The following is a 25,700-nucleotide window of genomic DNA, read 5'->3' on the forward strand; positions in this document are numbered from 1 at the left end:
GGCAATCGGCGCGGTGGTTCGCGACAAGCGGTTGTGAGTCCACTGCCGGCAAACCCGAGCATCGGAGTGGACCCCATGATCGCAGAACCCGTTGCCCACGATCGGGCGGATTCCGCTGTCGCCGAACGTGGCCCGACTGCACTGCGTATCGCGGTCGGCAGCCAGCTACGGAAGCTGAGGGAACTCAGCGGAATTACACGCGAGGCCGCGGGTGACCACATCCGCGGTTCGCACGCGAAGATCAGTCGTCTGGAACTGGGGCGGACCGGATTCAAGGAGCGCGATATCCGGGATCTGTTGGCGCTGTACGGCGTTGACGATCCCGGTGAGCGCGAGCAGTTCCTCGAACTGGTCCGCAAGGCGAATCAGCCGGGATGGTGGCATCGCTACAGCGACCTGCTGCCGCCCTGGTTCGAAACCTATCTCGGCCTCGAGCACGCGGCGAAATCCATTCGTACCTATGAGGGTCAGCTGGTCCCGGGTCTGCTGCAGACCCCGGACTACGCTCGCTCGATCGTCGCCCTCGGGCACGATGCGGATGGAGAGCGCCGCGTCTCGCTGCGCCGGCGCCGCCAGGAGCTACTCACCCGCGACGGCGCGCCGAGTTTCTGGGCCGTGCTGGACGAGGCGGTGCTGCACCGTCCCGTGGGCGGTCCCGGCGTGCTACGCGGCCAGATCGAGCACCTCATCGACATGTCCAAATTGCCCAATGTGACCATCCAGGTGCTGCCCTACGCGGCGGGTGGCCATGCGGCTGCGGGAAGTTCGTTCACCATGCTCCGCTTCGCCGAGACCGAACTCCCCGACATCGTCTACCTCGAGCAGTTGACCAGCGCGCTGTACCTGGATCGCCGCCAGGATCTGGAGCTCTACCGTCAGGTCATGGATCAGCTGAGCGTGCAGGCGGAGCCGCCGGAGCGCTCCCGCAAAGAGCTGGCGCGGATTGCTGCGGAGCTCGACTGAGCTCCGGGCTGGTCCCCAGCCGCGGACGGAAGGTCCGTACACATGGATAAGGGGCCCCTCGCGAGGCCCCTATCAGCGTGCCGTCGACCTGACGAGTCGGCCTGCGGCACGGCCGGATTCGGATTACTGCCTGATGAAACTGGAGGCGATGCGCCAGAACGCCTCCGGTTGCATGCAGTGCAGATCCCAGTCGTTCACCATGGCGTGCGCCGTGGTGACGATCCGCTCGATGTCGAAGTCATACCGAGTGGCCGCTCCAGTGGATTCGACCTGGCGGATGACGAAAGCGGTTGCCGTCTCACGTGAATAGGTTTGCTCCGGCTGACTTCTGTCGGCAAACCCGAGCCGGCTGAGGTTGATTGGCTGATTCATTCGAACGCCCCTGACGCCAGGCCGACGGCTACCCGTGGGCGAAGAATCGCCGGTGATTCACCGCTCGGCTCTCTGGTTGTCCCCTTATTGGTGCCTTGCACGATGAGTCTATGACCGTGCATTGCGCAGATGCAAGTACATCTGCAACATCGAATTCGCAGCGCCAGAGCATTTTTCGGTGTGCTATGAGTTTGCGATACGAGGGTTGGCAAGAGGTTGCATTCGCCCCCGAGCAGGGCTTTTCCAGTACTTCCGATCGAAAGTTCCGGCGAGAATGGACTGTTCCGCTTTATCCAGGAATTAGCGGAAGATCAAACTCGGCCCTCGAGATGCTCAAACTCTTCCCTGACGGGCGGCGTCTCGCCGCATCGCGGCTTTGAGCCGGCGATGTTCGATGATCATCAGGCCGATTCCGAAACGCAGACACACCGCGCCGGCGAGCCCGCACAGCGCACTCCAGCTGAGTGCGCCGTAGCCGGCGGTCGTCAAAGTCAAAGCGATCGCGACGATTCCGGCCGCGGCCAGAATCGGTCCCGGGAGATTACGGGTGTCGTCGTAGGCGGGCGGAGTGACAGGCATCAACACTGTCCTTTCTCCGGGGGTATTGCAGAGCCGATAACAACTGGATACCCGGGCCGGTTCGGGCGAATCACACCGCTGTAGACCCGTGTTCACACCGGCCGTCGGTGATACCCAGATCGTCCAGCAGGCCGAGGAACGCGCGCGCATAGGGCGAGGCCGCGGTTTCGGCCCGCACCCGCCCCCAATCGACCTGGGCGCGCAATTCCCGCGCGATGTGCAGCAGCCGGGTGAAATCCAGCCGCTGTGGATCGGACACGGTGAGCTCGTCCACCAGGAAGTCCGCGACGGTCACCACGGGCGCGGCGATCGATCCGATGGGCAGCCGCTCCGCCCGGGCCAGCAGTTCATCGGTGATGGGACGGTAGTTGGGGCGGAACACCAGATCGACGCGAATATCGCGGTCGTAGAGCGTGGTCCGCTCGGCGTCGGCGGCCGGCAGCGGCGGCCGCAGTCCCGCGGCGGCGAGCAGGCGCTGCCCGCGGGCCACGTCCGCGGGCAGCAGCAGCACATCGACCTCGGAGTGCGGGCCGGTCACCGGCCCGCCGCGCGCGTAGACCGCGCAGTCGCCGGTGAGCGCACAGGGAATGTCGTTGTCCTGCAGGACCTGCACGGTGAGCGTCAGGGTGCCGAGCAGCCGGTCGATATTGCGGACCATAGCGGTGGCGTACCCGTGGTCTCGCGGGCTAATCCGGAACCGCCGCCAGCCCGGCCGGCGGGCCCCGGATCGGCCCGGCCAGCGGGCCCTGGATTGATACGGGTTTCACGCGTGTGTTAGGTCTGAAAAGAAGTGGATCGATCAACCTGAGTGGACGGGAGCCGGTGCCGTGGTGGATGTGCCCGCGTACTTCGACGAGGTGGACGGCGGTTTCTTCCCGACGCCGTTCGCGGCCAGCCAGTGGTCCTCGGCGCAGGTGGTCGGCCCGGCCCTGACCGGCCTGCTGGCCCGCGAGCTCGAACGCGCGCACGCCACCGACGGGTTCGTGCCGGTGCGGCTGACCGTGGACCTGTTCAGCGCGGCGCGCTTCGAGCACACCACCGCCCCGACCGTGCGGGTGCGCGACGGCCGGCGGATCCGGGTCGCGGACGTGAGCGTGGTGCAGGGCGGTACGGTGGCCGCGCGCGCCACCGCGGTGCTGCTGCAGCCGGCCGAGCAGCCGCCGGGGGAGCTGTGGCACCGGGAGCAGGAGCCGCAGCCGCCGTCGCTGGAGATCGCGCCGCCCTCGCCGCTGCCGCAGACCCCGCTGTTCAACAGCGGGGAGGACTCGCCGGTGTGGAGCTCGATACCCACCGAGCACGAGAACAACCTCCGGAAACGCACCTGGCAGAACCCGATCCGGGTGGTGACCGGCGAGGAGCTGACCCCGTTCGTGCGGGTCGGGGTGGTGGCCGAGGCCACCAGCATGATGACCAACTGGGGCGACAAGGGCATCGGGTTCATCAATACCGATATGACGCTTGGCCTTTCCCGCCAGCCCGAGGGCACCGAGATCGGCGTGCAGGCCGACAGCCATTTCAGTGAGCGCGGCCTGGCGGTCGGCGTCGCGACGCTGTTCGACCGGATCGGCTCCTTCGGCAGCTGCATGGTCGCCTCGGTGTCCAATGCCGGTCGCCAGATCAGCAATGCGCAGCTGGACATGGTGATGCGCCGGAGGATGTGAAACAAGACCCTCCGGGCACGGGCCGGTCTCGATGTGGCGTCGAACCGACAAGTCCGGAGTGCGGATCAGAGTGTCCCAGTAGGCTCGGGCGCCTCGAAGACAGTTCTGATCCGTGGGGGTGTTGTGCTGCGTCGCCTGCGAAATATCGCCGGTGCCTTGATGATCGGATGGTGCACGATCGTCGGTTACGGTGCCGCACCGGGATTCGCGCAAACACCCGACACCGGAGCACCGGCGGTCCCACCCGGTCCGCCCGGAATCGCCCTGCCCTCACTGCCCGACATCCAGCACTGGATCGACCAGGTGATCCCCGCGCCGCCCCTGGCACCGGCCCCGGCGGACTCGCCGCTGGTCGACACCGCCCAGCTGCCACCGGATTTGGCGGCGCTGCGGGCCGCGGCCATGCCCGCCGCCATCGGCGACTCCTTCGTCGACGACTGGCCCGACGGCCTCGACGGCGTCGACCCGGGTGGCATCGTCGCGGTCCGCGACGTAACCGCCACGGCCGCACCCACACTGATCGTGCCCGTGCGGCAGGTACTGCAGCTGAAGTACCGCACCAACGACTCTCACGACGAGCCCTCCTACGGCATCGCCAGTCTGGTGCTGCCGGTGGGCGAGTGGACCGGGCCGGGGGAGCGGCCGGTGGTGGTCAACAACCTGCCCATCGACGCGCTGGGCCGCGACTGCAACCCCAGTTACACGCTCGCACACGGCTTCTCCCGGGCCTCCAACTTCACCGGGTACATCCTGCCCACCACCCAGCTGGCGCTGCTGCGCGGCTACGCGGTGCTGATCACCGACCACGAGGGTCCGCGCATGGCCTACGCCGAGCCCATCGTGGCCGGGCACGCCATCCTGGACGCCATTCGCGCGGTCCGCAATCAGCTGCCGGATGAGCTGGGCGACAGCAGGTTCGGCATGATCGGCTACTCCGGCGGGGCCATCGCCACCAATGGCGCGGTGAAGCTCATGTCCGAGTACGCGCCCGAGCTGGCCGACGTGGTGGTCGGCGCGGCCCTGGGCGGGGTGCCCGCGGACTTCAGCCTGCTGGCGCACTCCATGAACGCCAATCTGGCCTCGGGGGTGTTCCTGAGCGCAGTCTTCGGGATCGGCCGCGAGCGGCCCGAAATCCTGGCCCGCATGAACCATCTGGGGCAGTGGGCGGCGGTGTCGGCGCTCAACAGCCAGTGCAGCGAGGTCTTTGCGGTGCCGGGCGTGCTGCAGCTGCCCATCGACGTCGCGGCGAACATCCCGGACCCGCTGGACAGCGATCTGGCGCACGAGATCTACAGCATCACCCGCATGGACGGTAGGAAATCCCCTGTGCCGCTGTTCATCTACAACGGCGAGCAGGAGTTCTGGGTACCCGCCGTGGGCGCGAAGAACCTCTACCAGGAACAGTGCGCACTCGGCGTGCCGGCGGTCTACCGCAGTGTGTTCGGCGAACACTTCATCGCCGCGGCCACCGGCTATCCGGAATCGCTGAGCTGGCTGGACCAGCGCCTGCAGGGTGTGCCCGCGCCCAACGAATGTTGACCGCGGGCAACGGTTCTCAGATCGGGAACAGGTTGTGCTTGCGCGGGTTGTGCTTGCGGACGGCGTCCTTCTCGCGCAGCAGGCGCAGCGCCTTGCGGATCTCGAGGCGGGTGGCCGACGGCTCGATGACCGCGTCGATGTAACCGCGCTCGGCCGCCACCCACGGGTTGTCGATGAGTGCGTTGTAGAAGTCCACCATCTGCTGGCGCACGGTCTCGCGCTGCTCGGGCGGGGTGGCGGCGAGGGTCTTCTTACCGGTGACGGTGACCATGCCGTCCGCGCCGATGACCGCGATGCGGGCGGTCGGCCACGCCAGGTTGATGTCGACGCCGAGCTGCTTGCAGCCCATGACCGCGTACCCGCCGCCGTACGCCTTGCGGGTCACGATGGTGACGATCGGAACCGTGGCCTCGATGAGCGCGCGGAACATACGGCCGCCGCGCTTGATGACGCCGTTGCGCTCCTCCTCGAGACCCGGCAGCACGCCGGGGGTGTCGACCACGTAGACGAGCGGGATGTTGAAGGCGTCGCACAGCCGGATGAAGTACGCGCCCTTGTCCGAGCATGCCGCGTCCAGCGCACCGCCCAGCACCATCGGCTGATTGGCGATGACACCGACCGGCCGGCCGTCCACACGGGCGAATCCGGTGATGAGGTTCTGCGCGGCGGCCTCACCGATCTCGAGGAACCCGCCGTCGTCGAAGATGCGCAGCAGCACCTCGTGCATGTCGTAGCCCTGGCGATCGGAATCCGGGATGATCCGGTCCAGTTCGCGGTCGGAGTCGGTGAGCTCGGGCTCCAGGCCGGGGTTGATGATCGGCGGCTGCTCGAGGCAGCTGCTCGGCAGGTAGCTCAGGTATTCGCGCGCCCACTGCAGGGCGTCGGCCTCGGTCCTGGCCACGTGGTGCAGCAGTCCGTTGCGGGCCTGGACGGCCGCGCCGCCCAGCTCCTCGGCGGAGATCTCCTCGCCGGTGATGCCCTTGATGACCTCGGGCCCGGTCACGAACATGTACGAGTCGTCGGTGGCGACCAGCACGTCCATGTTCACCGGCCCGTACACCGAACCGGCCGCGCACTTGCCGAACATGACCGCGACCATCGGCACGTAGCCGGACAGGTCCTCCTGCAGCCTGCACATGGTGGCGTACCAGGCCAGCGCCGTGACGCCCTCCTGGATGCGCGCGCCGCCGGAGTCGTTGATCACGACCACCGGGCAGGCGTTGTTGTACGCGAATTCCATGGCGATCCGGACGCGGCGGCCGAAGGTCTCGCCGACCGAGCCGCCCTGTACTCCGGAGTCGTGGGAGATCACCACGACCGGGCGGCCGTCGATGGTGCCGCGCCCGGTGACCACGCCGTCGCCGTAGAGGGCATTCGGCTGGCCGGGCGAGCGCATGAGCGCGCCCATCTCGACGAAGCTGCCCGGGTCCAGCAGCATCGTGACGCGTTCTCGGGCGCTGGCGACGCCTTTGGCAAGACGCTTCTGGATGCCCTTCTCACCGGTGGGTTCTTCGGCGATCTCCAGGAGCTTGCGCAGTTCTGCCAGCTTTTCCGCTGTACCCGTCATTACCTCTGTCTTGCCTTTCCGCCAACAGTCAGAGTGGGCCCGATCGCGCCCGTGTCGAGCCGGATCGCGACTCGACCGACCACGGTACCGTGCGGTGCGGACCAGAAACTACTGAACGTGTCGGTAACCTGTGCCGCGGTGTTAGCAATGTCAGCGATACACTGCGGCGCGTGAGCTCACCTATGACTGTGCGAGCGGGGACGCCCGAGGTGATCCGGCCCGACCTCGACACCTTCGGGTTCTCGGAATGGCGGCGAACCGCCGTGGTCGGTGTGGTACTGAGCGGCTCGGTCGTGGGCAGCGTGCTGCGCGGCGGCCTGCGTCCCGCCAAGCGCAAGCGTGCCGCGGCCGAGGGCCTGGTGAACGGTTTCGAGACGCTCGGCCCGATGTTCGTGAAGCTGGGCCAGCTCATCGCGTCCTCGCCGGGCGCGTTCCCGCGCGAGCTGGCCGATGCCTGCCTGCGCTGCCTCGACGACGTCCCGCCCTTTCCGGCCGCGGACGCCCGCGCCATCATCGAGGCCGATCTGGGCAAGCCGATCTCGGAGCTGTTCCGCGAGTTCGACGACGAGCCGCTGTCAGCGGCCTCCATCGCACAGGTGCACGCGTGCGTGCTGGCCGATGGCCGGCCCGCGGTGGTGAAGGTGCAGCGGCCCGAGATCGCCCGGCGCATGATCGTGGATCTGCGCGCGGCCATGCGGCTGGCCCGCACCCTGGAGAAGCGGTCGGAGAACGCCCGCGTCGCCAATGCCCAGGCGGTGGTGCGGGATCTGTACGAGGCGACCGTCGCCGAGCTGAACTTCCTCATCGAGGCCGACAACCAGACCCGCGCCCGCGACCATCTGACGGCCTTCGGCGACAACACCAATGTGGCCGTGCCCGAGGTGTATTGGGAGTACTGCGCACCCCGGGTGCTGTGCATGGAACGCATGCGCGGCATGCCCTTGGACCGCTTCGACGATATCCGCGCGGCGCACCCCGAGCCGGAGCTGCTGATCCGCCGCCTGGTGAAGGCGTGGATGGAATCGGTCGCGGTGCACGGTCTCTTCCACGGTGACGTGCACGCCGGCAACCTGTGGCTGCTCGACGACGGCCGCGTCGCCATGCTCGATTTCGGCATCGTCGGCCGGATGGAGTCCGAGTGGCGCGAGTTCGTGCGCGCCCTGTTCTACGCCAGCTCCATCGACAACGACTTCCGTCCGGTCGCCCGCGCCCTGCGCGCACTGGATCTGGTCGCCGACGACAGCGGTGACGACGCCACCATCGGCCGCCAGCTCGCCGTGGCCCTGGGCCCGGTGCTCTCGGGCAGCCTCGACAAGCTCGACCTCGGCGTGGTCTCGGCCCGCCTGCTGGAATTCGGCAAGCGCCGCGGCACGTCGGGCCCGCAGCAGCTGGTCATGATGGGCAAGCAGCTCGGCTACTTCGAGCGCTACGCGGTGGCCCTGGCCCCCGGCTGGAAGCTCGGCCGCGACCTGTACCTGTTCCGCAACATCTTCCCCGCGGAGGTGGCCGCCAAGGCCGCCGAGGACGGCGTCACCCTCCCCACCGACTGACAGCGGCCCCCGCGGGCGTGGTCAGCGCGCTGTCGGTGGCTCGTCAGCGGCGGGCGTCATTGTTCTTCTCGTAGCCGGAAACACCAGCTCCGGCACCGGAACAAGGAGAACAACGATGTCGAACAACAACGTCCTCGCCGAGATGATCGCCGGCCGGCTGGACCAGGCCCGGACCCGGGCCGAGCAGAGTGTGCGGGCCGCGTCGGTGGCCCGGGCGCGCGCCGGGCAGCAGCCGTTCCCGCGGCTCAGCAGGGCCGAGGTGAAGGAGGTGCGCGCGGAGGCGCGGGCGCAGGCGAAGCGCATGGTCGCGGAGCTGACCGGAAAGGCGTGACGGCCGGCCGGGACGGCGTACGGCCGCGGTGTGAAAGCCTGAGAGAAGAGCCAGGAAACGCTCAGGCTACGACCAGTATCGCCCGGCACTGTGGATGACGGAAACAGTGTCGGGCGAGCGCGTGAGGTGCGGAATGGTCGAAATCGAGGTCACCGGAACCACTGTGACGGTGCGGGTCACCGGCGCTCACCGGCTGCTCGCGCTGCGTGATCACGTGAGCTTCGACCTGTCGCAGGTCACCGCCCTCGCGCCCGCGCCGGTGGATCTGCGCCCGCCGTGGGTGCGGGCGCCGGGCACGTTCTTCCCGGGCGTGATCGCCGCCGGCATCTTCCGGGGCAAGGGCCGGAAAGAGTTCTGGGATACGCGTTTCGACGGTCAGGGCGTGCTGATCGATCTGGCGGGGTCGGAGATCACCCGCCTGGTCGTGGATGTCGCTGATCCGCAGCTCGCATTGCGGCAGCTCTCCTCGGCGATTGCGGCCTGATCGGGTGACTGCGGCCGGATTCGATCTCGGCGGCGGCATTCCCCAGGGCCGAAGCCGCTCGTGCCGGAAGCCTTTCTCGCGTGGGCTACGGCACGAGGCGAGCGGGAGTGGACGGGTGGACGGACGCGGGAATGTGTCAGGCAGTCGGGCAGAGGAATCCACCGGCGGGTGGCGGGACCGGAACGATCCTTTCCGGCGCCGGTGCCGCCGGGACATTGCCGGCGGGAACTGAGGAGTGGGGAGCCCCTGCTCCGGGATCGGGTGTCCCGATGTCACCCGAACCCCACGCCGCGGAGGGGTTCATGGTGAACACGGCTGCACAAACGAATGCACTCACGAGCAGGCCGATGGCTTTCTTTCGTGTCATGGAATGCGACGGTACAACCAGCTCAATGCAATTCGTGGGAGGCTACGTCGCCTCGGAATGTCGCCGACCTGCTGATCATGTGTTCAGGGTTGTGAATTCGGCTGCGGCGCAAAAAGACTGATCGGTCGGAATAGATCGTTTTCGGACTATTGGTTTATGGGCTGTACCAGCGCACGTTTCGATGACGAACTGGCGTGTCTGCGGGAGATTTGCCCGATTCTATTGTTCACTACCCGGGTTGTCCGACCGGGAGGAAGCCGAATGACCGCTGGGCCGGGTTCGAGGATTGCCATCGCGGGGGCGCTCACGCTGGCCCTTTCCGCCGCACTGACCGCCACCGCGCCCTCCGGCCTCGCCGCGGGATCGTGCGGGGCGAGCCTCGGGGACTATCGCGGTCAATTCACCGCGGCGGAGGACTCGACGAATGTACTGAGTTTCGACGGCACGGGCGGCATCGCTTTCCGCAGTGCCAGGCTCGGGAACGGTGAGGGCATCTACACGGTCATTCCGTCCGGTGGATTCTCGGCCACTCTGCGTCTGACCGACAGTGGCGAGGATGTCGCGCGGCCGGGCAATCAGACGGCGATGGTGAAGAGTACGGCCTTCATCTGTCCGGGGCCCGGAACCATGGTCGGGAATTTCAGTTCGCTCGATCAGAGTGGTCGGCGATTCAACTATGTGCGGTCGACCTGAAATAAGTCATGTCCACTGTGGGACATGGGTTTTCGGAGTTCGGAACGAAATAGGGTCACCGACGGCCGAAGCGGAGAGTCACCAGCTGAAAAGGCCTCAGTCGCAATCGAATTCCCCGGCCCTCCGGCGTCGCGGTCGTCTCGCCGGGCAGTGGTCGCTCCAGCAGGTCGCAGCAGTGGTATCCGGTGGTCGCGAACTCGGGGGTCAGCAGCGCCGAGGCGCGGCCGCCACCGGCCTCGTAGACGCGCACGATCACATCGCCGGATCCGTCGTCGGCGAGTTTGACAGCGCTGGTCACCACATCGTCGTTGTCGACGGTGACCAGCGGGGCGACGGGCTCGGCGACGCCGGGTGTGAAGGGCGGCAGGTTGATTCGGTATCCCGCCCGGACCGCGTCGGTGATCGAGGCGCCCGGGACCAGGGCGTGCCGGAAATGATGGGTGCCCTGGTCGGTATGGGGGTCGGGGAATCGCGGCGCACGCAGCAGGGAGGCGCGCACGGTCACGGTGGCGCCCCCGTCCGGCCGGATCGTGCGGGTGAGGTCGTGGCCGTAGGTGGAGTCGTTGACCAGGGCCACGCCCCAGCCGGGTTCCGCCAGGTGGACGAAGCGGTGATTGCACGCCTCGAACTTGGCGTACTCCCAGCTGGTATTGGTGTGGGTGGGTCGGAAGAGGTGGCCGAACTGGGTTTCGGACGCGTAGCGGTCGGCGTGAATGTCCAGGGGGAAGGCGAGTTTGAGGAATTTCTCCGTCTCGTGCCAGTCGACGGAGGTGGCGATCTCCAGGGCCGGGTCGTTCGATCGCAGGGTGAGGGTCTGCTCGACGGTCGAGGACCCGAAGGACCGCCCGAGGCGAATCACGACCGCTGCCGGTGAATCCGTCTCCGCCGCAAGGAAGTCGATGCCGGCCAGGTCGGCGACGCTGTTGCGGTAGAAGCGATCGACATCCCAGGCATCCCACGAGTTGGGGTAATCCTGGTGCAGCTGTAGCAGATTCGCCGCCGCACCGGGCGGCAGGGTCTCACGGTCGTGCTCGATGTCGTACAGCGACACCAGCAGTCCGCGCCCGTCCACCTCGGCCCGCACCAGGCGGTTCGCCAGCACGAACCCGCCGCCGGTCCGCTCGGCCACGGTGCAGTCCCGGCCCGGCTCCTCGGTCGCTGCGCCACCGGCGGGAATTCCGCGCCAGGCGTGCGGCGCCGGATTGAAGACGTTCGGCCCCGACCGTTCACCGCCCAGGGCCCACTGTGCGCGTTCGATGATCGCCGACAGCTCGGCGGCGACCTCGGTGTAGGTGCGCTCGGCCTCCCGATGCACCCACGCGATCGAGGAGCCCGGCAGAATGTCGTGGAACTGGTGCAACAGTACGGTTTTCCAGAGCCGGTCCAGCTCGGCGGCGGGGTACTCGAACCCGGTCCGCACGGCCGCGGTGGCGGCCCACAGTTCGGCCTCGCGCAGCAGATGCTCACTGCGCCGATTGCCCTGCTTGGTCCTGGCCTGGCTGGTCAGGGTCGCGCGATGCAGCTCCAGGTACAGCTCGCCCACCCACACCGCCGGATTCGGGTACTCGGCCTCGGCGGCGGCGAAGAAATCGGCGGGCCGGTCCCACCGGACCGTGGGCGCGCCCTCGAGATCGCGCATGCGGGCGGCCTTGGCGACCATCTCGCGGGTGGTTCCGCCGCCGCCGTCACCCCACCCGGTCGGTGCGAGCGACCGGGTCGCCCGCCCCTTCTCCTTGAAATTCCGTGCCGCATGAGCGATTTCGCGGCCCTGCATCGAGCAGTTGTAGGTGTCGACGGGTGGGAAGTGGGTGAAGATGCGGGTCCCGTCGATGCCCTCCCACAGGAAGGTGTGGTGCGGGAACTGGTTGGTCTGGCTCCACGAGATCTTCTGTGTCAGCAGCCATCTGGAGCCCGCCGCCTTGATGATCTGCGGCAGCCCGGCCGCGAAGCCGAAGGTGTCGGGCAGCCAGGCCTCCTCGTTCTCGATGCCGAACTCCGCGAGGAAGAACCGTTTGCCGTGCACGAACTGCCGCGCCATGGCCTCGGAGCCCGGCATATTGGTATCCGACTCCACCCACATGCCGCCGGCCGGCACGAACCGCCCCTCGGCCACCGCCGCCTTGACCCGCGCGTAGATCTCGGGCCGGTGCTGTTTGAGGAAGTCGTATTGCGCCGCTTGGGACATGGTGAAGATGAAGTCGGGGTCGTCGTCGAGCAGGGCGGTCATGGAGGCGGCGGTCCGCGCCACCTTGCGCACCGTCTCGCGCAACGGCCACAGCCAGGCCGTGTCGATGTGCGCGTGCCCGACCGCGGAGATGCGGTGTGCCGAGGGGATGGCGGGCCGGGCCAGCGCCTCGGCCAGGCAGGCGCGGGCGGCGCTCGCGCCCGCGTTCACGTGCTGGAGATCGATGGCGTCGAGTGCGCGCTCGATGGCCCGCACGATGTCGTAGCGCCGCGCGGGATCCTCCGGCATCTCGTGCATGAGTTCCCCGAGCACCTCGAGGTCCTGCACCAGCTGCCAGACCTCCTCGTCGAACACCGCGAGATCCATGCGGCCCAAACGGTATTGGGGCTCGGTCCCGGCGGTTTCCCGATCGCCGAGCGCGGTCGGCCCGAAGAACGGAATGACCGGATTGGACGCCGCCTCCACATGCAGCAGCACCTGCTCGCCCCCGGCCGCGGGCGCCGCCACGCGTACCCACCGATTCCGCGGATGCAGCCCCTTCACCGGCGTCCCGTCGGCGCGATACACCAGGCCCTCGCATTGAAATCCGGTCATGCCCTGGTCGAACCCGAGATCGATGATCGCCTCGACGGTCCGGCCCGCCCAGCTCGGCGGCACCGTCCCCTCGACGGTGAGCCAGCTGGTGCCCCACGGCGCACCCCAGCAGGCGCCCGGCCCGGTCGGAATCCGAGGCGCGGCCAGCCCCTCGGCGACCGGCACCGGTTCGCCCGGCGCCGCCCAGATCGATGCCCGCAGCGGCACCGACTCCGGATACACGGCGGGGACGATGCGGTCGAGCACTCGCCCGAGCCTGTCTTCGATCAACCGGCGGTCATCGTGCATGACGGTGGCTCCCTCGGGCGTGGGTCGGGACCGGCAAACCGTGCCGAGCCCGACTCTAGCGGCCCGGGGTCCGCGGGCCGGGAAGATCGCACCGTTGGCGCGGGCCGATTCTCAACGGGCGCTGTCCTGTTCGGACCACTTGGCCATCCAGGCGGTGTTCTCGGTGGCGATGACGGATTCGCAGGCGGCGACGAAGGCGGGCCAGTCGGTGATCACGCTTGTGGCGCGGTCGTCGGCGAGGCTCTGGAGGTGATGGGCGGCGGCCAGGAAGGTCATGGCCAGGTAGTCGTAGCGCTGGGCGGTCAGGTAGGCGGCGATATTGGCGGTGGCCGTGGTGAGGACCGCGACCCAGGGCGCCAGGGCGGTGGGTCCGGTGCCCGGGGTGATGGCGGCGGCGGCCGCGATCAGCGCGGTCGCCATGCCCAGGGCTATCGCGAACCGGCGCCAGCGCACCGTGCGCTGCGTGTACCGGCGGGCCATCGGCCGGTAGTAGTCGTCGATTTGACCCCGAATCCGTTGCTGAACATATGTTTCCGGTGTCATGGCGGCCGGCGGCGGGGTCCCCGGCATCGCATCGGAGTCGACGTAGGGCAGCAGATCCGTCGCGGCGGTGACGATTTCGGCGGCCTTGTGACGCAGGGCGTCGATGCCGATCACGGCGCCGGCGCGGAATTCGTAGATCAGCCGCTTGATGCCCTCCGAGGTCGCGCGCGCCCGCGTCCATGCCCGGACGGTATCGGGGGTGAGGAACTGGATTCCGACGAAGGCGGCGAGGGTCAGGCACACCGCGCCGAGGGCGGCGGCGCAGGTTCGTGCCGGGCCGCCGGAATGCAGCACGGTCGCGGTGGTGGTCGTGCACAACGCTCCGAGGGTGCCGGCCGCGAACGCGGTGATCCGCGCCCGATCGAGGCGGTGTTTCAGCCGCCCGGCGGTTTGTGACCAGCGCAGTCGTTCGGCCCAGAGTTCGGCGACGACCTCGTCGTCGTTCGTGCTCATGTGCCCGCGTCCGGTGCGACCGGCAGGTTCTGGCAAGCCTTGCGGTAGGGGATGCTCGGTGACACCCACTTGTTCCACTCCTTGTGGCTCATGTTCGCGCTGAGTTTGTCGCACAACCGCTCCGGCCAGACGGCGGGACCGGGCCACACGCTGATGATTCCGTCCTTGTCGCTGCCGGTCACCAGTTGGCGGCCGTCGGGGTCGACGGCCAGAACGGTGATAGTGTCGGCGGGGCCGGCCATCGGCCTTCCGATGCTCAGGCCCGAGGCAGCATCCCAGATTCGAATCGTCTTGCCTGCGGCCGCGATCAGGTATCGGCCGTCAGAGCTGAACGAGATGGCGTCGATCGCCCGCATGGGATCTCGCATCGATTCGCCGATGACCTTCCTGGAATTGACATCGAACAGACGGATGGATTCGTCGGTCGCCGCCGCGAGTCGGCGGCCGTCGGGGCTGAACGCTAGAAACCTGGGAGAATCGATGTCGGAGAACGGCTCACCGATCTGACGGTGAGAATCCACATCCCACATCCGGAGTTGGGCGAAACCGCCGTTTGTAACAATGCGCCGCCCGTCCGGGCTGAACGCGACGGCGCTGACCGCCGAATGCTCATCGATCGGAGTTCCGATAGGATGCCCGCTGCTCGAATCCCACAGGTCGACGCTGAAATCCAGCCCGAACGATGGCGAGGTGGGGTCGTACGCCCGGACGCCCTCCGTGAGGAAGTTCTTCGGCACCACGCCGCCGACAGTGGCGAGGGTGGTTCCGTCCGGGCTCAGCATCGTCGCGCTGACCGATTTCTGAGCGTCGATCTCCCATTTGCTCAATGGTGCACCGGTGTTGGCGTCGAAGGTTGCGAGGGCGTAGGCGAAGTTCAGGTCATAGCTGCTCGTGACGACGGGAACTGACGGGGCTTCGAATCCGATTTCGTAGGCGATGATCCGATTGCCGTCTGGACTGAAGAACGCATTGTAGGGAATCATCGGGTCTGTGGGAATGCTCGTTCGGAGGGTCCCGGTGCCGGCGTCCCACAAGCGAATGATGCCGGGAATACTCGTATCCCGATTGTTCCGGGAGCCGGTCGACACCAGTCGAGTGCCGTCCGCGTTGTAATGAATGGACGTCACCGCGTCATCGTTGGTGGCCAAGGTCGTGCCGATGGTGGCGGCGGCATCGGCGTCCCATACCCGGACGGTTTCATCGCCGCCCGACAGCACGACATGCCCGTCGGCGCTGAAACCCACGCCGGTGACACCCCCACGATGCCCGAGCAGAGGATGGCCGATTGGCTGCCGGGATGCGGCGTCCCACACGAGGATCGTTCCATCGAAGCTGCCGGATACCACGCGGCGCCCATCCGCACTGAATGCGACGGCTCCCACGCTGTCCGCATGGCCGCTGAGCACCGACCCGACCGGCTGCAAGGTGGTCGCGTCCCAGAAATGGACGAGGTTGTCGATGCCGCCGGACATGACAAGACTGCCGCCCGGATATACGGCGACGGCGAATGCGGCGTTGTAGTCCTGGTCAGGTGTGTGTGCGACCGCGTCGCCGGTTTCCGCGTCCCAGAGTTGCAATCCGGAATCGGCAGTGGCGACAAGGTGTTTTCCATCGGGCAGGAACGCGATCTGCAGGGGTGTTCCGGTTCCCTGCACGACGTGGAGCTGTTGTCCCGTATCCACATCCCATATCTGAATGGTGCTGGGGAACATTCCTGCCGCGAAGCGGCGCCCGTCGGAACTCAACGTGATCGAAATGACCGCGTACTTTCCAGTCCGAAACGGACCGGCGAGATGCAAGCCGTTCCGTGCGTCCCATACCTGCACTGTTCCGTCATTGCCTGCGGACGCGAGCCGGGCCCCATCCGCGCTGAACGCCAGACCGGTCACCGTGCTGTTGTTGTGCGCGGTGAATGATGCCCCCGTCGCCTGACCGGTGCTGCCGTCGCGCAGCTGTATGGCTCCCGCACTCGCCGACGCCGCACGCCGCCCATCCGGGCTGACGGCGAATGCCGTGACGGAATTCTGTGCGGGCGTGTTGAATATCTTCACTTCGTCGGCCGTGACGGACAGCGCGTCGAGGACCGCGCCGTCGTCGGGATGCGAGCCGATCTGGCGCGCCGCGAGGATCTGCTGTATGGCTCGCGTGTCGCCGCCGGGCCGTGCCCCGGCGAGCATGGCTTGCCCCTCGGAGACCAGGCGCAGTGCGGTCGCTTCGTGGAGCCGCTGACTGGCCTCGTTCTGCGCCAATGTGGCTCGGACGGCGAAGAATCCGGCGACCAGGGCCGCGATGAGGGTGAGCGCCAGCACCGCCCGCAGGATATGTGACCGGCGGCGTAGTCCGGCGGCGTAGGCGCGCGCGTCGTTCAGTTCCTTGTCGTGGCGGCGCTGTTCGGCTGCGGTCTCGGCGTCCTGCCGCTGCCGGGAGGCGGTGAGGAACTCACGCGCGCAGGCCAGTCGATCGGCGAAATTCGGTGTCGCGGCGACTTTTTCGGCCTCGTGGAGCCGGGCGCCCGCCATCAGCCAGGCCTCGTCGCGTCCGCTGTTCTCCCATTCGGCGGCGGCGCGGTCGAGGCCGTCGGCGGTGCGCAGATCGGTGGCCTCCTCGCGCAGCCATTGGGCGAGCGCGGGCCATTCGCTGAGCAGGCTTTCCAGCGCCACTTCGACGGTGGCCTCGCCGCCGCGTTCGTCCTGGACCACCAGCCGATGGTCGACGAACGCGGCGATGAGCGGGCGGCTGGTGGCGGGTAGGTCGCTCAGGCGCGCGATGCGGCGCAGCGGCTGGTCGTGGTCCGGGGCGATGGTGGCCAGCCAGGGCACGAAGGCGGCGCGCAACTCGGCCAGTTGCCGCGGCCGGACCGAGTCGTCCTGGGTGAGAATCGAATCGATCTCCGACTCGACCACGTTCGCCATCCCGCCCATCGCCTGGTAGTCGGCGACGGTCAGTTCTCCGGCGGCGGCGTAGTCGAGGTACAGCCGCCACAGTGTCAGGGACAGCAGCGGCAGCGGATTCGCGCTGTCCGCGCAGTCGGCGAGCAGCCGTTCCACGAGATCCTCGCGCACCACGAGCGGATTGCCGGCCGCGGTCGCGCGCTCTGCCGGGCCCTGGACGACCTCGGCGAACCGCGCGGGCTGCAGGGGACGCAATTCGTCGAACACCACGCTCTTCACTGCCGCCAGCGCGGGCGAGGTCTGCAGCGGCTCGTAGCGGTCGGCCCGAATGGTCAGTGCGGCAATGAGATCCAGGCCGTCGGCGACGAGCCGGGTGAGAATCGACTGGAACAGCCCGGCCTCGGGTCCGGCCTCACCGCCGAACAGTTCCTCGGCCTGATCCACCGGGAGCACGAGGGTCGGCGGCGCGGTGTCGCTCGAATCCGGCGAGCCGTCCGTAGCGGCCGCCTGTACCTCTCGCAGCCAGGTGGTGACCTGCCTCGGATCGGACGCGCATGCCGCCTTGATCGCACCGAGGGTGGGTCGGGTGAGGCCCAGCCGTTGCCGCACCTCGAACAGTGCTGCGGCCAGGCCGATCGGACCCGTCACCGCGGCGCGTTCGGGCCGGACGATGTCGAGCACCAGGAAATGCCGGTCGTCGCGGCGCAACCGGGGGAGTAGTCCCGCCCGCAGGAACGACGACTTGCCGGCGCCCGACGGGCCGAGGATGACGAACAGGTTCTCGACGCGGGCGGCCCGCATGCCGCGCAGCATGTCCAGGCCGCGCACGATCTGGGCGTCCCGGCCGAAGTACACGGCCGCGTCGATCGCTTCGAACGGCTCCCATCCGCGATAGGGCGCGCGCCCGGGATCATTCGGCGGCGGCCACTCGAAGTATTCGGCCCCGATACCTGCTTCGCGCAATCCGCGCCGCAGCCGCCGCAGGCCCTCGCTCGCGAATTCGACGGGCGGACCCCCGGGCACCGGGATGGCTGTCATGGGGCCGGGGCCGAACAGATCGCTCTGCTGCCACTCCCGGGTGGATTCGCGGCTCACGAACGGTTCCAGACGCACGGCGAAAATTCGTTTGTTGAGGTTCTCCGCCGTCCGGACCTCGGTGCGGCATTCCGCCGACGAATCCCATGTCTCCGAGATCAGGCAGATCACGGCCTCGCACCGGGAAGTGGCCCGGACCAGGGCATCCTTCCAGCGGATCCCGGGCGCAATACCCGTGTCGGGATCCAGGTCGAGAAAGATCTCGTCGACCAGAGCCGGGTCCTGCTCGACGAGCCAGGCCTTCAGCGCGATAGCCTGCCGGTTGTCCCGGCTGGAATGGCTGAGGAAAATGCGCGCCATTGCCCGAGTGTTGCCAACTCCGGCGGCCGCGTCCTGAGTACCGCATTACTCGAATTGCTCAGGGAATGGGAGCAACCTCCCGGAAATCGCGGTCCGGGAGGATCAGACCGACGGCGCGGACCGGTAGGGGGCGGCGGCGACCTGGCGGACGACGCGCACCACGGGGACGGTGAGGATGCCGGCCAGGCGGGTGTAGGGCCAGACCGCGATGATCAGCACCACGATGAGTCCGCGCGCCTGGTACAGGATCGGGGCGTGGTCCATGACCGCCGGCTCCGGATGCAGGGCGATCAGCGAGCGCGCCCAGGTGAAAAGCGTTTCGGCGGTGCGGTATCGGCCGTCGGTGGACCCGCCGTCGAAGGTCACCAGCACGGCCGATATGAGTGCCGCCGCCAGCAGCGGCAGCGTGATTCGGTCCACCGGGGTCACCCGCTGCCGGATATCGGCGTCGATCAGCGGCGGTATCAGGATGAGCGCCACCCCCGCGATGGTCACCGGGATGGCCACGATCTGAATGGCCGCCAGCACCAGCTGGATACCGTGGCCGGGTCGCGAATGCGGCCCGGACGCAAGCATTTCCACGACCCGCACCACGAACACGGTCGGGAAGCCGGCGCGCACCGCCGTGATCCCGGCCCGCTGTGCGCGATCGATGTGCGGCCCATACAGATACCCGCGGAACCCGTCGCGCCGATACCGCCAGACATGCCCGATCGCGCACGACAGGATGGCGGCGTAAGGCAGCGCCACCCACAACGCGATCATCATGCCCTCACCTCACGGAGTCGGAATCCGCACTACTCGCCGAGCAACTTTCGCACGCCCGACGCCTGCAGAGAAGTGTCGAATCGTGCCAACCCGGCGGACCCGCTCGGGCTCCACTACTGCCAGAGATGAGACATCATGTGCGGGTACCGAACCGGTCGATAATCGGTGAAGGTGAGATCCCGAACGTGGCTGAAATCCGACCACAGCAGTCGGCCACCTTTGAGGCGCACGGGAATTCGCACCCGATTCCGTACCTGCCGCAGTTCCTCGTCGGTGGCGAGGCGCTTCGCGCCCACGGTGCCGTAGAGACGGACCCCGGGCGGGGCGGGGAAGCGCGCCGTCAGCAGGGACCGGAACCAGAACAGCGGACTGCTGTCCACGGCCAGCACGCACACCCGGGAATCGACATCGAGATTGCGGGCCAGCGCCTCGGTGTACTGATCGAAGTAGAACCCGGTCGCGGTGTCGCCCAGGAAGACCGTGCCGATCGGCGTGACAGTCGGCGAACCGTCCGCATTCACCGAGGCGATCGCGCAGTGTCCGGCGCGGGATACGGTGTCGCGGATGCGATCCCAGTTCTGGTCGAGTGTCACGCGTGGTCCTGACCGGTTCGGACGGATGGGGCGATTCGAGGGTAACCGGATTCCGGCGAGACAAGTGAGGGCGGTGTGCCGCATTTGGCGGGACAGCGGCGGGGGTGTGGCGCATGATGGCGGCATGGCTTCAGACGCGGCGCGGCGTGCCGTACTCGGAATGGTGTGTGACAGCTTCGCGCCGGGGGACGGGGGTGATCTGCCGGCGGCCTCCGAGCTGGGGGTGGTCGACACCGTCACCGAACTACTCGGGCGCAATCCGCGGGACGCGGAGCGGCGGCAGTTCGAACTGCTGATGCGCGTATGGGATTCACGGCTGTTCGGGTTGCTCAACGGCGCGGGCTGGCGGAAGTTCTCGCGGCTGAGCGCCGAGGACCGGGAGCGGTGGCTGCTGGCGATGGCCAATTCGCGGCTCGAACAGAAGCGGGCGCTGTTCCAGGCATTGAAGGGGGCGGCGGTCACCTCCTATTACTTGACGCCCGGCCCCACCGGGATCAATCCGGTGTGGGATCGGATCGGTATTCCGCCCGCCTTCGGACCGGTCGAGGGCGCGCAGCGCGGGCTCAGCCCGCAGCGTCCGGATGCCGACACCACCGTCGTGTGCGATGTGGTCGTCATCGGGTCGGGCGCGGGCGGCGGCACCGCCGCGGCGGTGCTGGCCCGGGCCGGGCTCGACGTGGTGGTGCTGGAACGCGGTGAGTACTACGACGATCCGGATTTCGGCATCGGGGAGAAGGAAGGCTTCCTGAAGCTGTACGCCCCCGGCCCGGCCGCCACCGCCGAAGGCCAGCTCGGGCTGGTCGCGGGGACGGCGCTGGGCGGCGGCACGGTGGTCAACTGGACCACCTCCTTCCGCACCCCGGACGATGTCCGCGCGGAATGGGCCAAGCTGGGCGCACGGCAGTTCGCCGAGCAGGAGTACACCGACGCCCTCGAGGCCGTGGTGTCGCGTCTCGGGGTGAACCTCGACCACTCACCCGCCTCGCACCGCGACGAGATTCTCGAGCGCGGCCTGCGCAAGCTGGACTGGCACGTCGAGCCGCTGCCCCGCAATGTCACCCACTGCGATGCCGGAATCGAATGCGGGCGGTGCGGTTTCGGCTGCCGGATCGGCGCGAAGCAGTCGGTGGTCAAGACCTGGCTGGCGGATGCGGCCGAGGCGGGCGCGCGCCTGTTCGTGGGCACCGATGTGCGGCGCATCGTGGTCGCCAATGGCAGTGCCACTGGCGTGGAAGCCGTGACGGCCGAGGGTCGTTCGGTCTGGGTGCGGGCCCGTGCGGTGGTGGTCGCCGCCGGGGCCATCCAGACCCCCGCCCTGCTGCGCCGTTCCGGCCTGGGTAACCGCAATATCGGCGACTTCCTCCGATTGCACCCGGCCACAGCGGTTTTCGGGGTCTTCGACGAGGACATCCGCCCCTGGGAGGGCGGGATGCAGACCCGGTATTCCAAGCAGGACCGTGACCTCGACGGGAACGGTTACGGCGTCATCTACGAGACCGGCCCCATGACACCGGGCATGTCGGTCGGCTTCCAGGCCTGGACCGGCGCGGCCGCCCATCGCGACCGCATGCTGAAGCTCGCCAATACCGTTGCCGTCGGCGTGATCACCCGCGACCGCGACCACGGCTCGGTCGAGACCGACCGCCGGGGTGAGGCGGTGGTGCGCTACCGGATCTCCGCCCGCGACGCCGCCCACACGCACATCGGAATCGTCAATGCCGCACGCATTCTGGAGGCGGCCGGGGCGGAGCGGATCTTCTCCGGCCATCAGGCCGGCGTCGGCTACGAGCCCGGCGCGAGCGGTTCGCACGAGGAGTTCGCCGCGCAGGCCGCCGCGGCCGGGTACGCGCCGGGCCGGTGCTCGATGGGCGCGCTGCACATCATGGGCTCGGCCCGCATGGGCGGCTCACCCGCGGATTCGGCCACCAATCCCGACGGTGTCACCTGGGACGTCCCGAATATCGTGGTGGCCGACGGCTCCTGCTTCCCGACCGCCTCCGGCGTGAACCCGATGGTCAGCATCGAGGCCATCGCCCACATGAACGCCACCAGGCTCGCCGCGCGCCTGACCTGACTTCGTCCCGACGTGGCGAGATAGCCCGATCCGCCTGCGCGGCAGCCTATTCCAGCGCCGCGCCGAAGGCGCCGACGATCACCCGATGGATCTGGCCGACGGCCCGGTCGATCGGGCCCGTCGGCTGGAACAGATGGCTCAGGGCGAGCCGGACCAGCACCTCGGTCATCGAGGTCAGTTCGGCGTCGTCCATCCCGGCGAGCCCGTACTGGGCCCGGATGGCCGCCGACACCGCGGTGATCGCGCGGCCCAGCACGGGTTCGGTCTCGGTCATCAAGACCGGCAGCAGGGCGGTATCGGTCGCCGATCGCCCGGCCAGCACCGCCTTGAGCAAAGTGTTGTCGGCGCCCGTCCGCAGCGTGAAATCGACCGCCTGGGTCATGCCGGCCGCCACGTCCGCGGGATGCGCGGCCAGGCTCTCGGCGATGCCGACCAGGAACTCGTCGACTTCCTGCTGGACCACCACTTCGGCGAGCTCGTGCTTGTTGGCGAATTCCTTGTAGAGCACCGGCCGGCTCACGCCGACCTCCTTGGCCAGCCGTGACATGTTCACCGCGCCCCAGCCCTCGGTGATCACTATGCGCCGCCCGGCCTCGACGATCCGCTCGCGCAGCAACTGCCGCATCTCTGTCTGGAAGTTCGGCGCTTCAACCACGTCCTGATGGTACATGAGCTCAACTTTCGTCCCGTCGTTGACAGACTGGATCACAGTGTATCTAATGAATACAGTTCTTCGGAAAGTGTAAATGCAAGGAGTACGGCAATGACGACGTCTCGTTCTCGAGTTGGACGCAGCCGGGAGCCGGAGGCTTCGGCCCGCCCCCAGTGGCGTGACCGCAAGCGGTATCTGTGGTTGTTCGGTCTCGTACCCCCGACCGCCCTGTTCGTGGCGATGGTGCTGGTGTGGGCGTTCAACGAACTCGGCTGGTCGGTCGTCGCCCCGGTCTGGTGGTGGATCGGCCCGCTGCTGGTGTACGGGCTGCTGCCGGTGCTGGACCGCTTCTTCGGCCCGGACGGCCAGAACCCGCCCGACGAGGTGATGGAGTACCTGGAGAACGACAAGTACTACCGGTACTGCGTCTACACCTACATTCCCTTCCAGCTGCTGAGCCTGACCGTCGCCTGCTACCTGTGGACCGCGAGCGACCTGTCCTGGCTGGGCATCGACGGCGGCCTCGGCGTGGTCTCCAAGATCGGCCTGGCGCTGAGCATGGGTGTCATGGGCGGCGTCGGCATCAACACCGCGCACGAACTCGGCCACAAGAAGGACGAATTGGAGCGCTGGCTGTCGAAGATCACGCTCGCCCAGACCTTCTACGGCCACTTCTACATCGAGCACAACCGGGGCCATCACGTGCGGGTGGCCACGCCCGAGGATCCGGCCAGCGCCCGCTTCGCCGAGACGTTCTGGTCCTTCCTGCCGCGCAGCGTGTGGGGCAGCCTGCGCTCGTCGTGGGAGCTGGAGGCCAAGCGACTGGAGCGACTGGGCAAGCGCCCGTGGACGATTCGAAACGACGTGCTCAACGCCTGGCTGATGTCGGTGGTGCTGTGGGGCGTGCTGGCCGCGGTCTTCGGCCCGGCGGTGCTGCCCTGGCTGGTGATCCAGGCGATCTACGGTTTCACCCTGCTCGAGACCGTCAACTACCTCGAGCACTACGGCCTCATGCGTCAGAAGACCGCCAGCGGCCGCTACGAGCGGTGCACCCCGGAGCACAGCTGGAACTCCGATCACATCGTCACGAATATCTTCCTGTACCACCTGCAGCGGCACAGCGACCATCACGCGAACCCCACCCGCCGTTATCAGACGCTGCGCAGTATGGACGGCGCGCCGAACCTGCCCAGCGGCTACGCCAGCATGATCTCGCTGGCTTACTTCCCGCCACTGTGGCGGCGGGTGATGGATCATCGGGTGCTCGACCACTATTCGGGCGACATCACCAAGGTGAACATCCAGCCCCGCAAGCGTGCGCGCGTGCTGGCGAAGTACGGGGTGGCGTGATGTCGTCCTACCGTTGCCCGGTCTGCGATTACGTCTACGACGAGGCGAAAGGCGCGCCGCGGGAAGGCTTCCCGGCCGGCACCCCCTGGTCCGCCGTCCCCGACGACTGGTGCTGCCCCGACTGCGGGGTGCGCGAAAAGGTCGATTTCGAACCCACTTCCACCTCGACAGGACACCACTCATGAGCGACTACAAACTCTTCCGCTGCCTGCAGTGCGGCTTCGAATACGACGAGGCCCTGGGCTGGCCCGAGGACGGCATCGCCGCCGGCACCCGCTGGGACGACATCCCCGACGACTGGTCCTGCCCGGATTGCGGCGCTGCCAAGAGCGATTTCGAGATGGTCGAGGTCAGCCGCGCGTGAGCGGCCGCATCGTCATCGTGGGCGCAGGCGTCGCGGGTGCCACCGCCGCCCGCACCCTGCGCACCGAGGGCTACACCGGCGAGATCGTGCTGCTCGGCGCGGAACCCGGCCACCCGTACCGCCGCCCCATGGTGTCGAAGGAACTCCTTGCCGGAACCGTCGAGGACCGCCGGACCCTGTTGCAGCCCATGGACTTCTGGCACACCCACCGGATCGACCTGCGCCCCGGCACCACGGTCGAATCCATCGACCCGGGCCCGGCGCTGGTGTGGCTGGCCGACGGCACGGCGATCGGCTACGACACCCTGCTACTGGCCACCGGAGCCCGGCCGCGCGCATTGTCGATGGCTGCCACGCCGGTCCGCCCCGATCTCGACCGCAGGGGTGTCGAGATCGGGGGACGGCGTCCCGACACGAGCGAGCGGATCCACATGCTGCGCGGCCGGGCGGATGCGGAGGTCCTGCGGGAGGCGATCGCACAGGGTGGATCGTTGCTGATCGTCGGGGCCGGGCTGATCGGCTGCGAGGTCGCGGCAACCGCACGGGGGCTGGGTGCGGAGGTCACGGTGCTGGACGCGGCGGCCGTGCCGCTGGAGCGCGTCGCGCCACGGGCGATCGGCGATTACCTCCGGAAGTTGCACGCGGACAACGGGGTCGCGATCCACACCGACGTCCGGCTGACGCATCTCGCCCAGGACGGTGCGGAGGTGGTCGCCGTGGCCGCCGATGACAGCACCTGGACGGCGGCCGCGATGCTGGTCGCGATCGGATCTGTCCCGGACACTCGGCTCGCCGAGGCCGCCGGGCTCGCAGTGGGTGACGGGATTCGGGTGGACGAGCACTATCGGACATCCGCGCCCGGGGTCTATGCGGCCGGTGACGCGGTGGCCCGATTCGATCCTGTGTCGGGCGGGTATCGGCGCGAGGAGCATTGGAACAGCGCCCAGTCCCAGGGTGCGGCGGCGGCCCGATCGATGCTGGGACTGCCCGCCGCGGCTGCTGAGGTCCCCTGGGGCTGGTCGATGCAGTATGGCCGGAACGTGCAGTTCGCGGGCGTAATCCACGCCGGTGACGAGCTGGTGGTGCGGGGCCGGGTCGAGGCCGGGGACGCGACGGTGCTCGCGCTGCGCGAGGGCCGCGCGACCGGTGCGGTGGCCATTGCCCGGCCGGCGGAGTTCCGGGCCGCAAGGGACCTGATCGGGCGGGGCGCGGTGCTGGATCCCGGTGCCTGCGTCGACGAATCCCGGCCGCTGGCCGAGGCGGTCGCACTGTCCGGACAGTCGTGAGGGCATGCGCCCGCAGTTGAGCTAACCGCCCGCAAAATCCGAAATGCCGCTGGACCAGTCGAATGGTTCAGCGGCATTTCGCATTTGCCGACTCATTGCTGAAACCTGCTGGTAGGACATGCTATTCGCGCGGCGCGCGCATCTTTCCCCGGCCGGTG

Annotated in this window: 22 protein-coding genes; 12 read left to right on the forward strand and 10 right to left on the reverse strand. The window is 68.2% G+C overall.

What is annotated here, in order from left to right:
- The first annotated feature begins 75 nt into the window (after positions 1 to 75).
- The gene (locus ACFXIV_RS23640) at positions 76 to 963 is read left to right on the forward strand and encodes a helix-turn-helix domain-containing protein (protein WP_379403239.1); all 888 of its coding nucleotides are present in this window, start codon (positions 76 to 78) and stop codon (positions 961 to 963) included.
- A 123-nt stretch (positions 964 to 1,086) separates the two neighbouring features.
- On the opposite strand, the gene ACFXIV_RS23645 is transcribed toward ACFXIV_RS23640, so the two are convergent.
- The 3 genes from ACFXIV_RS23645 to ACFXIV_RS23655 form a co-directional block, all read right to left on the reverse strand.
- Positions 1,087 to 1,335: a hypothetical protein gene (locus ACFXIV_RS23645; RefSeq protein ID WP_354849849.1), complete on the reverse strand. Its 249-nt coding sequence runs from the start codon at positions 1,333 to 1,335 to the stop codon at positions 1,087 to 1,089.
- A gap of 333 nt (positions 1,336 to 1,668) precedes the next feature.
- Positions 1,669 to 1,914 (reverse strand): hypothetical protein, encoded by a 246-nt coding sequence (locus ACFXIV_RS23650; RefSeq protein WP_379403240.1) that lies wholly within the window; start codon positions 1,912 to 1,914, stop codon positions 1,669 to 1,671.
- 70 nt (positions 1,915 to 1,984) lie between these two features.
- Positions 1,985 to 2,572 (reverse strand): hypothetical protein, encoded by a 588-nt coding sequence (locus tag ACFXIV_RS23655; RefSeq protein WP_379403241.1) that lies wholly within the window; start codon positions 2,570 to 2,572, stop codon positions 1,985 to 1,987.
- A gap of 169 nt (positions 2,573 to 2,741) precedes the next feature.
- On the opposite strand from ACFXIV_RS23655, the gene ACFXIV_RS23660 reads away from it, so the two are divergent.
- On the forward strand, positions 2,742 to 3,575 hold the full coding sequence (locus ACFXIV_RS23660; RefSeq protein WP_379403242.1) for an acyl-CoA thioesterase domain-containing protein: 834 nt from the start codon (positions 2,742 to 2,744) through the stop codon (positions 3,573 to 3,575).
- Between the two features lie 159 nt (positions 3,576 to 3,734).
- Positions 3,735 to 5,114, forward strand: a complete 1,380-nt coding sequence (locus ACFXIV_RS23665) for a lipase family protein (protein WP_379403276.1) — start codon at positions 3,735 to 3,737, stop codon at positions 5,112 to 5,114.
- 16 nt (positions 5,115 to 5,130) lie between these two features.
- On the opposite strand, the gene ACFXIV_RS23670 is transcribed toward ACFXIV_RS23665, so the two are convergent.
- On the reverse strand, positions 5,131 to 6,681 hold the full coding sequence (locus ACFXIV_RS23670) for an acyl-CoA carboxylase subunit beta (protein WP_379403243.1): 1,551 nt from the start codon (positions 6,679 to 6,681) through the stop codon (positions 5,131 to 5,133).
- Between the two features lie 170 nt (positions 6,682 to 6,851).
- On the opposite strand from ACFXIV_RS23670, the gene ACFXIV_RS23675 reads away from it, so the two are divergent.
- From ACFXIV_RS23675 to ACFXIV_RS23690, 4 genes are all read left to right on the forward strand, one after another.
- On the forward strand, positions 6,852 to 8,231 hold the full coding sequence (locus tag ACFXIV_RS23675; RefSeq protein WP_379403244.1) for an ABC1 kinase family protein: 1,380 nt from the start codon (positions 6,852 to 6,854) through the stop codon (positions 8,229 to 8,231).
- Between the two features lie 115 nt (positions 8,232 to 8,346).
- A complete protein-coding gene (locus tag ACFXIV_RS23680) occupies positions 8,347 to 8,562 on the forward strand; it encodes a hypothetical protein (RefSeq protein WP_379403245.1) in 216 nt (71 codons plus the stop codon).
- Between the two features lie 133 nt (positions 8,563 to 8,695).
- The gene (locus tag ACFXIV_RS23685) at positions 8,696 to 9,046 is read left to right on the forward strand and encodes a hypothetical protein (protein WP_379384847.1); all 351 of its coding nucleotides are present in this window, start codon (positions 8,696 to 8,698) and stop codon (positions 9,044 to 9,046) included.
- Positions 9,047 to 9,674: 628 nt separating this feature from the next.
- Positions 9,675 to 10,106: a hypothetical protein gene (locus tag ACFXIV_RS23690; RefSeq protein ID WP_379403246.1), complete on the forward strand. Its 432-nt coding sequence runs from the start codon at positions 9,675 to 9,677 to the stop codon at positions 10,104 to 10,106.
- A gap of 55 nt (positions 10,107 to 10,161) precedes the next feature.
- Here ACFXIV_RS23690 and ACFXIV_RS23695 read toward each other — a convergent pair whose 3' ends face one another.
- From ACFXIV_RS23695 to ACFXIV_RS23715, 5 genes are all read right to left on the reverse strand, one after another.
- The gene (locus tag ACFXIV_RS23695; protein WP_379403247.1) at positions 10,162 to 13,173 is read right to left on the reverse strand and encodes an alpha-mannosidase; all 3,012 of its coding nucleotides are present in this window, start codon (positions 13,171 to 13,173) and stop codon (positions 10,162 to 10,164) included.
- Positions 13,174 to 13,284: 111 nt separating this feature from the next.
- Entirely contained in the window at positions 13,285 to 14,169 is an 885-nt protein-coding gene (locus ACFXIV_RS23700) for a DUF4231 domain-containing protein (RefSeq protein ID WP_379403248.1), read from the reverse strand.
- Entirely contained in the window at positions 14,166 to 18,455 is a 4,290-nt protein-coding gene (locus ACFXIV_RS23705; protein WP_379403249.1) for a TIR domain-containing protein, read from the reverse strand. The genes ACFXIV_RS23700 and ACFXIV_RS23705 overlap by 4 nt, the downstream gene beginning before the upstream one ends.
- A 102-nt stretch (positions 18,456 to 18,557) precedes the next feature.
- Complete coding sequence (locus ACFXIV_RS23710; RefSeq protein WP_379403250.1) at positions 18,558 to 19,223, reverse strand: respiratory nitrate reductase subunit gamma; 666 nt, start codon at positions 19,221 to 19,223, stop codon at positions 18,558 to 18,560.
- Positions 19,224 to 19,336: 113 nt separating this feature from the next.
- Complete coding sequence (locus ACFXIV_RS23715; RefSeq protein ID WP_379403251.1) at positions 19,337 to 19,816, reverse strand: pyridoxamine 5'-phosphate oxidase family protein; 480 nt, start codon at positions 19,814 to 19,816, stop codon at positions 19,337 to 19,339.
- Positions 19,817 to 19,940: 124 nt separating this feature from the next.
- Between ACFXIV_RS23715 and ACFXIV_RS23720 the strand changes: the two genes are divergently transcribed.
- The gene (locus ACFXIV_RS23720) at positions 19,941 to 21,890 is read left to right on the forward strand and encodes a GMC family oxidoreductase (protein WP_379403252.1); all 1,950 of its coding nucleotides are present in this window, start codon (positions 19,941 to 19,943) and stop codon (positions 21,888 to 21,890) included.
- A gap of 46 nt (positions 21,891 to 21,936) precedes the next feature.
- Here ACFXIV_RS23720 and ACFXIV_RS23725 read toward each other — a convergent pair whose 3' ends face one another.
- On the reverse strand, positions 21,937 to 22,545 hold the full coding sequence (locus ACFXIV_RS23725) for a TetR family transcriptional regulator (RefSeq protein ID WP_379403253.1): 609 nt from the start codon (positions 22,543 to 22,545) through the stop codon (positions 21,937 to 21,939).
- A 108-nt stretch (positions 22,546 to 22,653) separates the two neighbouring features.
- Between ACFXIV_RS23725 and ACFXIV_RS23730 the strand changes: the two genes are divergently transcribed.
- From ACFXIV_RS23730 to ACFXIV_RS23745, 4 genes are read left to right on the forward strand one after another with little or no spacing between them, the layout of a single operon-like run.
- Entirely contained in the window at positions 22,654 to 23,892 is a 1,239-nt protein-coding gene (locus ACFXIV_RS23730) for an alkane 1-monooxygenase (protein ID WP_379403254.1), read from the forward strand.
- Entirely contained in the window at positions 23,892 to 24,077 is a 186-nt protein-coding gene (locus ACFXIV_RS23735) for a rubredoxin (protein ID WP_379384828.1), read from the forward strand. The genes ACFXIV_RS23730 and ACFXIV_RS23735 overlap by 1 nt, the downstream gene beginning before the upstream one ends.
- A complete protein-coding gene (locus ACFXIV_RS23740) occupies positions 24,074 to 24,256 on the forward strand; it encodes a rubredoxin (protein WP_354849896.1) in 183 nt (60 codons plus the stop codon). Before ACFXIV_RS23735 ends, ACFXIV_RS23740 begins: the two co-directional genes overlap by 4 nt.
- Positions 24,253 to 25,542 carry an NAD(P)/FAD-dependent oxidoreductase gene (locus ACFXIV_RS23745; RefSeq protein WP_379403255.1) on the forward strand — a complete coding sequence of 430 codons (1,290 nt, stop codon included), beginning with the start codon at positions 24,253 to 24,255 and terminating at the stop codon, positions 25,540 to 25,542. The genes ACFXIV_RS23740 and ACFXIV_RS23745 overlap by 4 nt, the downstream gene beginning before the upstream one ends.
- Positions 25,543 to 25,700: the final 158 nt, after the last annotated feature.

Source organism: Nocardia sp. NPDC059236 (genome assembly GCF_042754085.1).
Lineage (GTDB): Bacteria > Actinomycetota > Actinomycetes > Mycobacteriales > Mycobacteriaceae > Nocardia.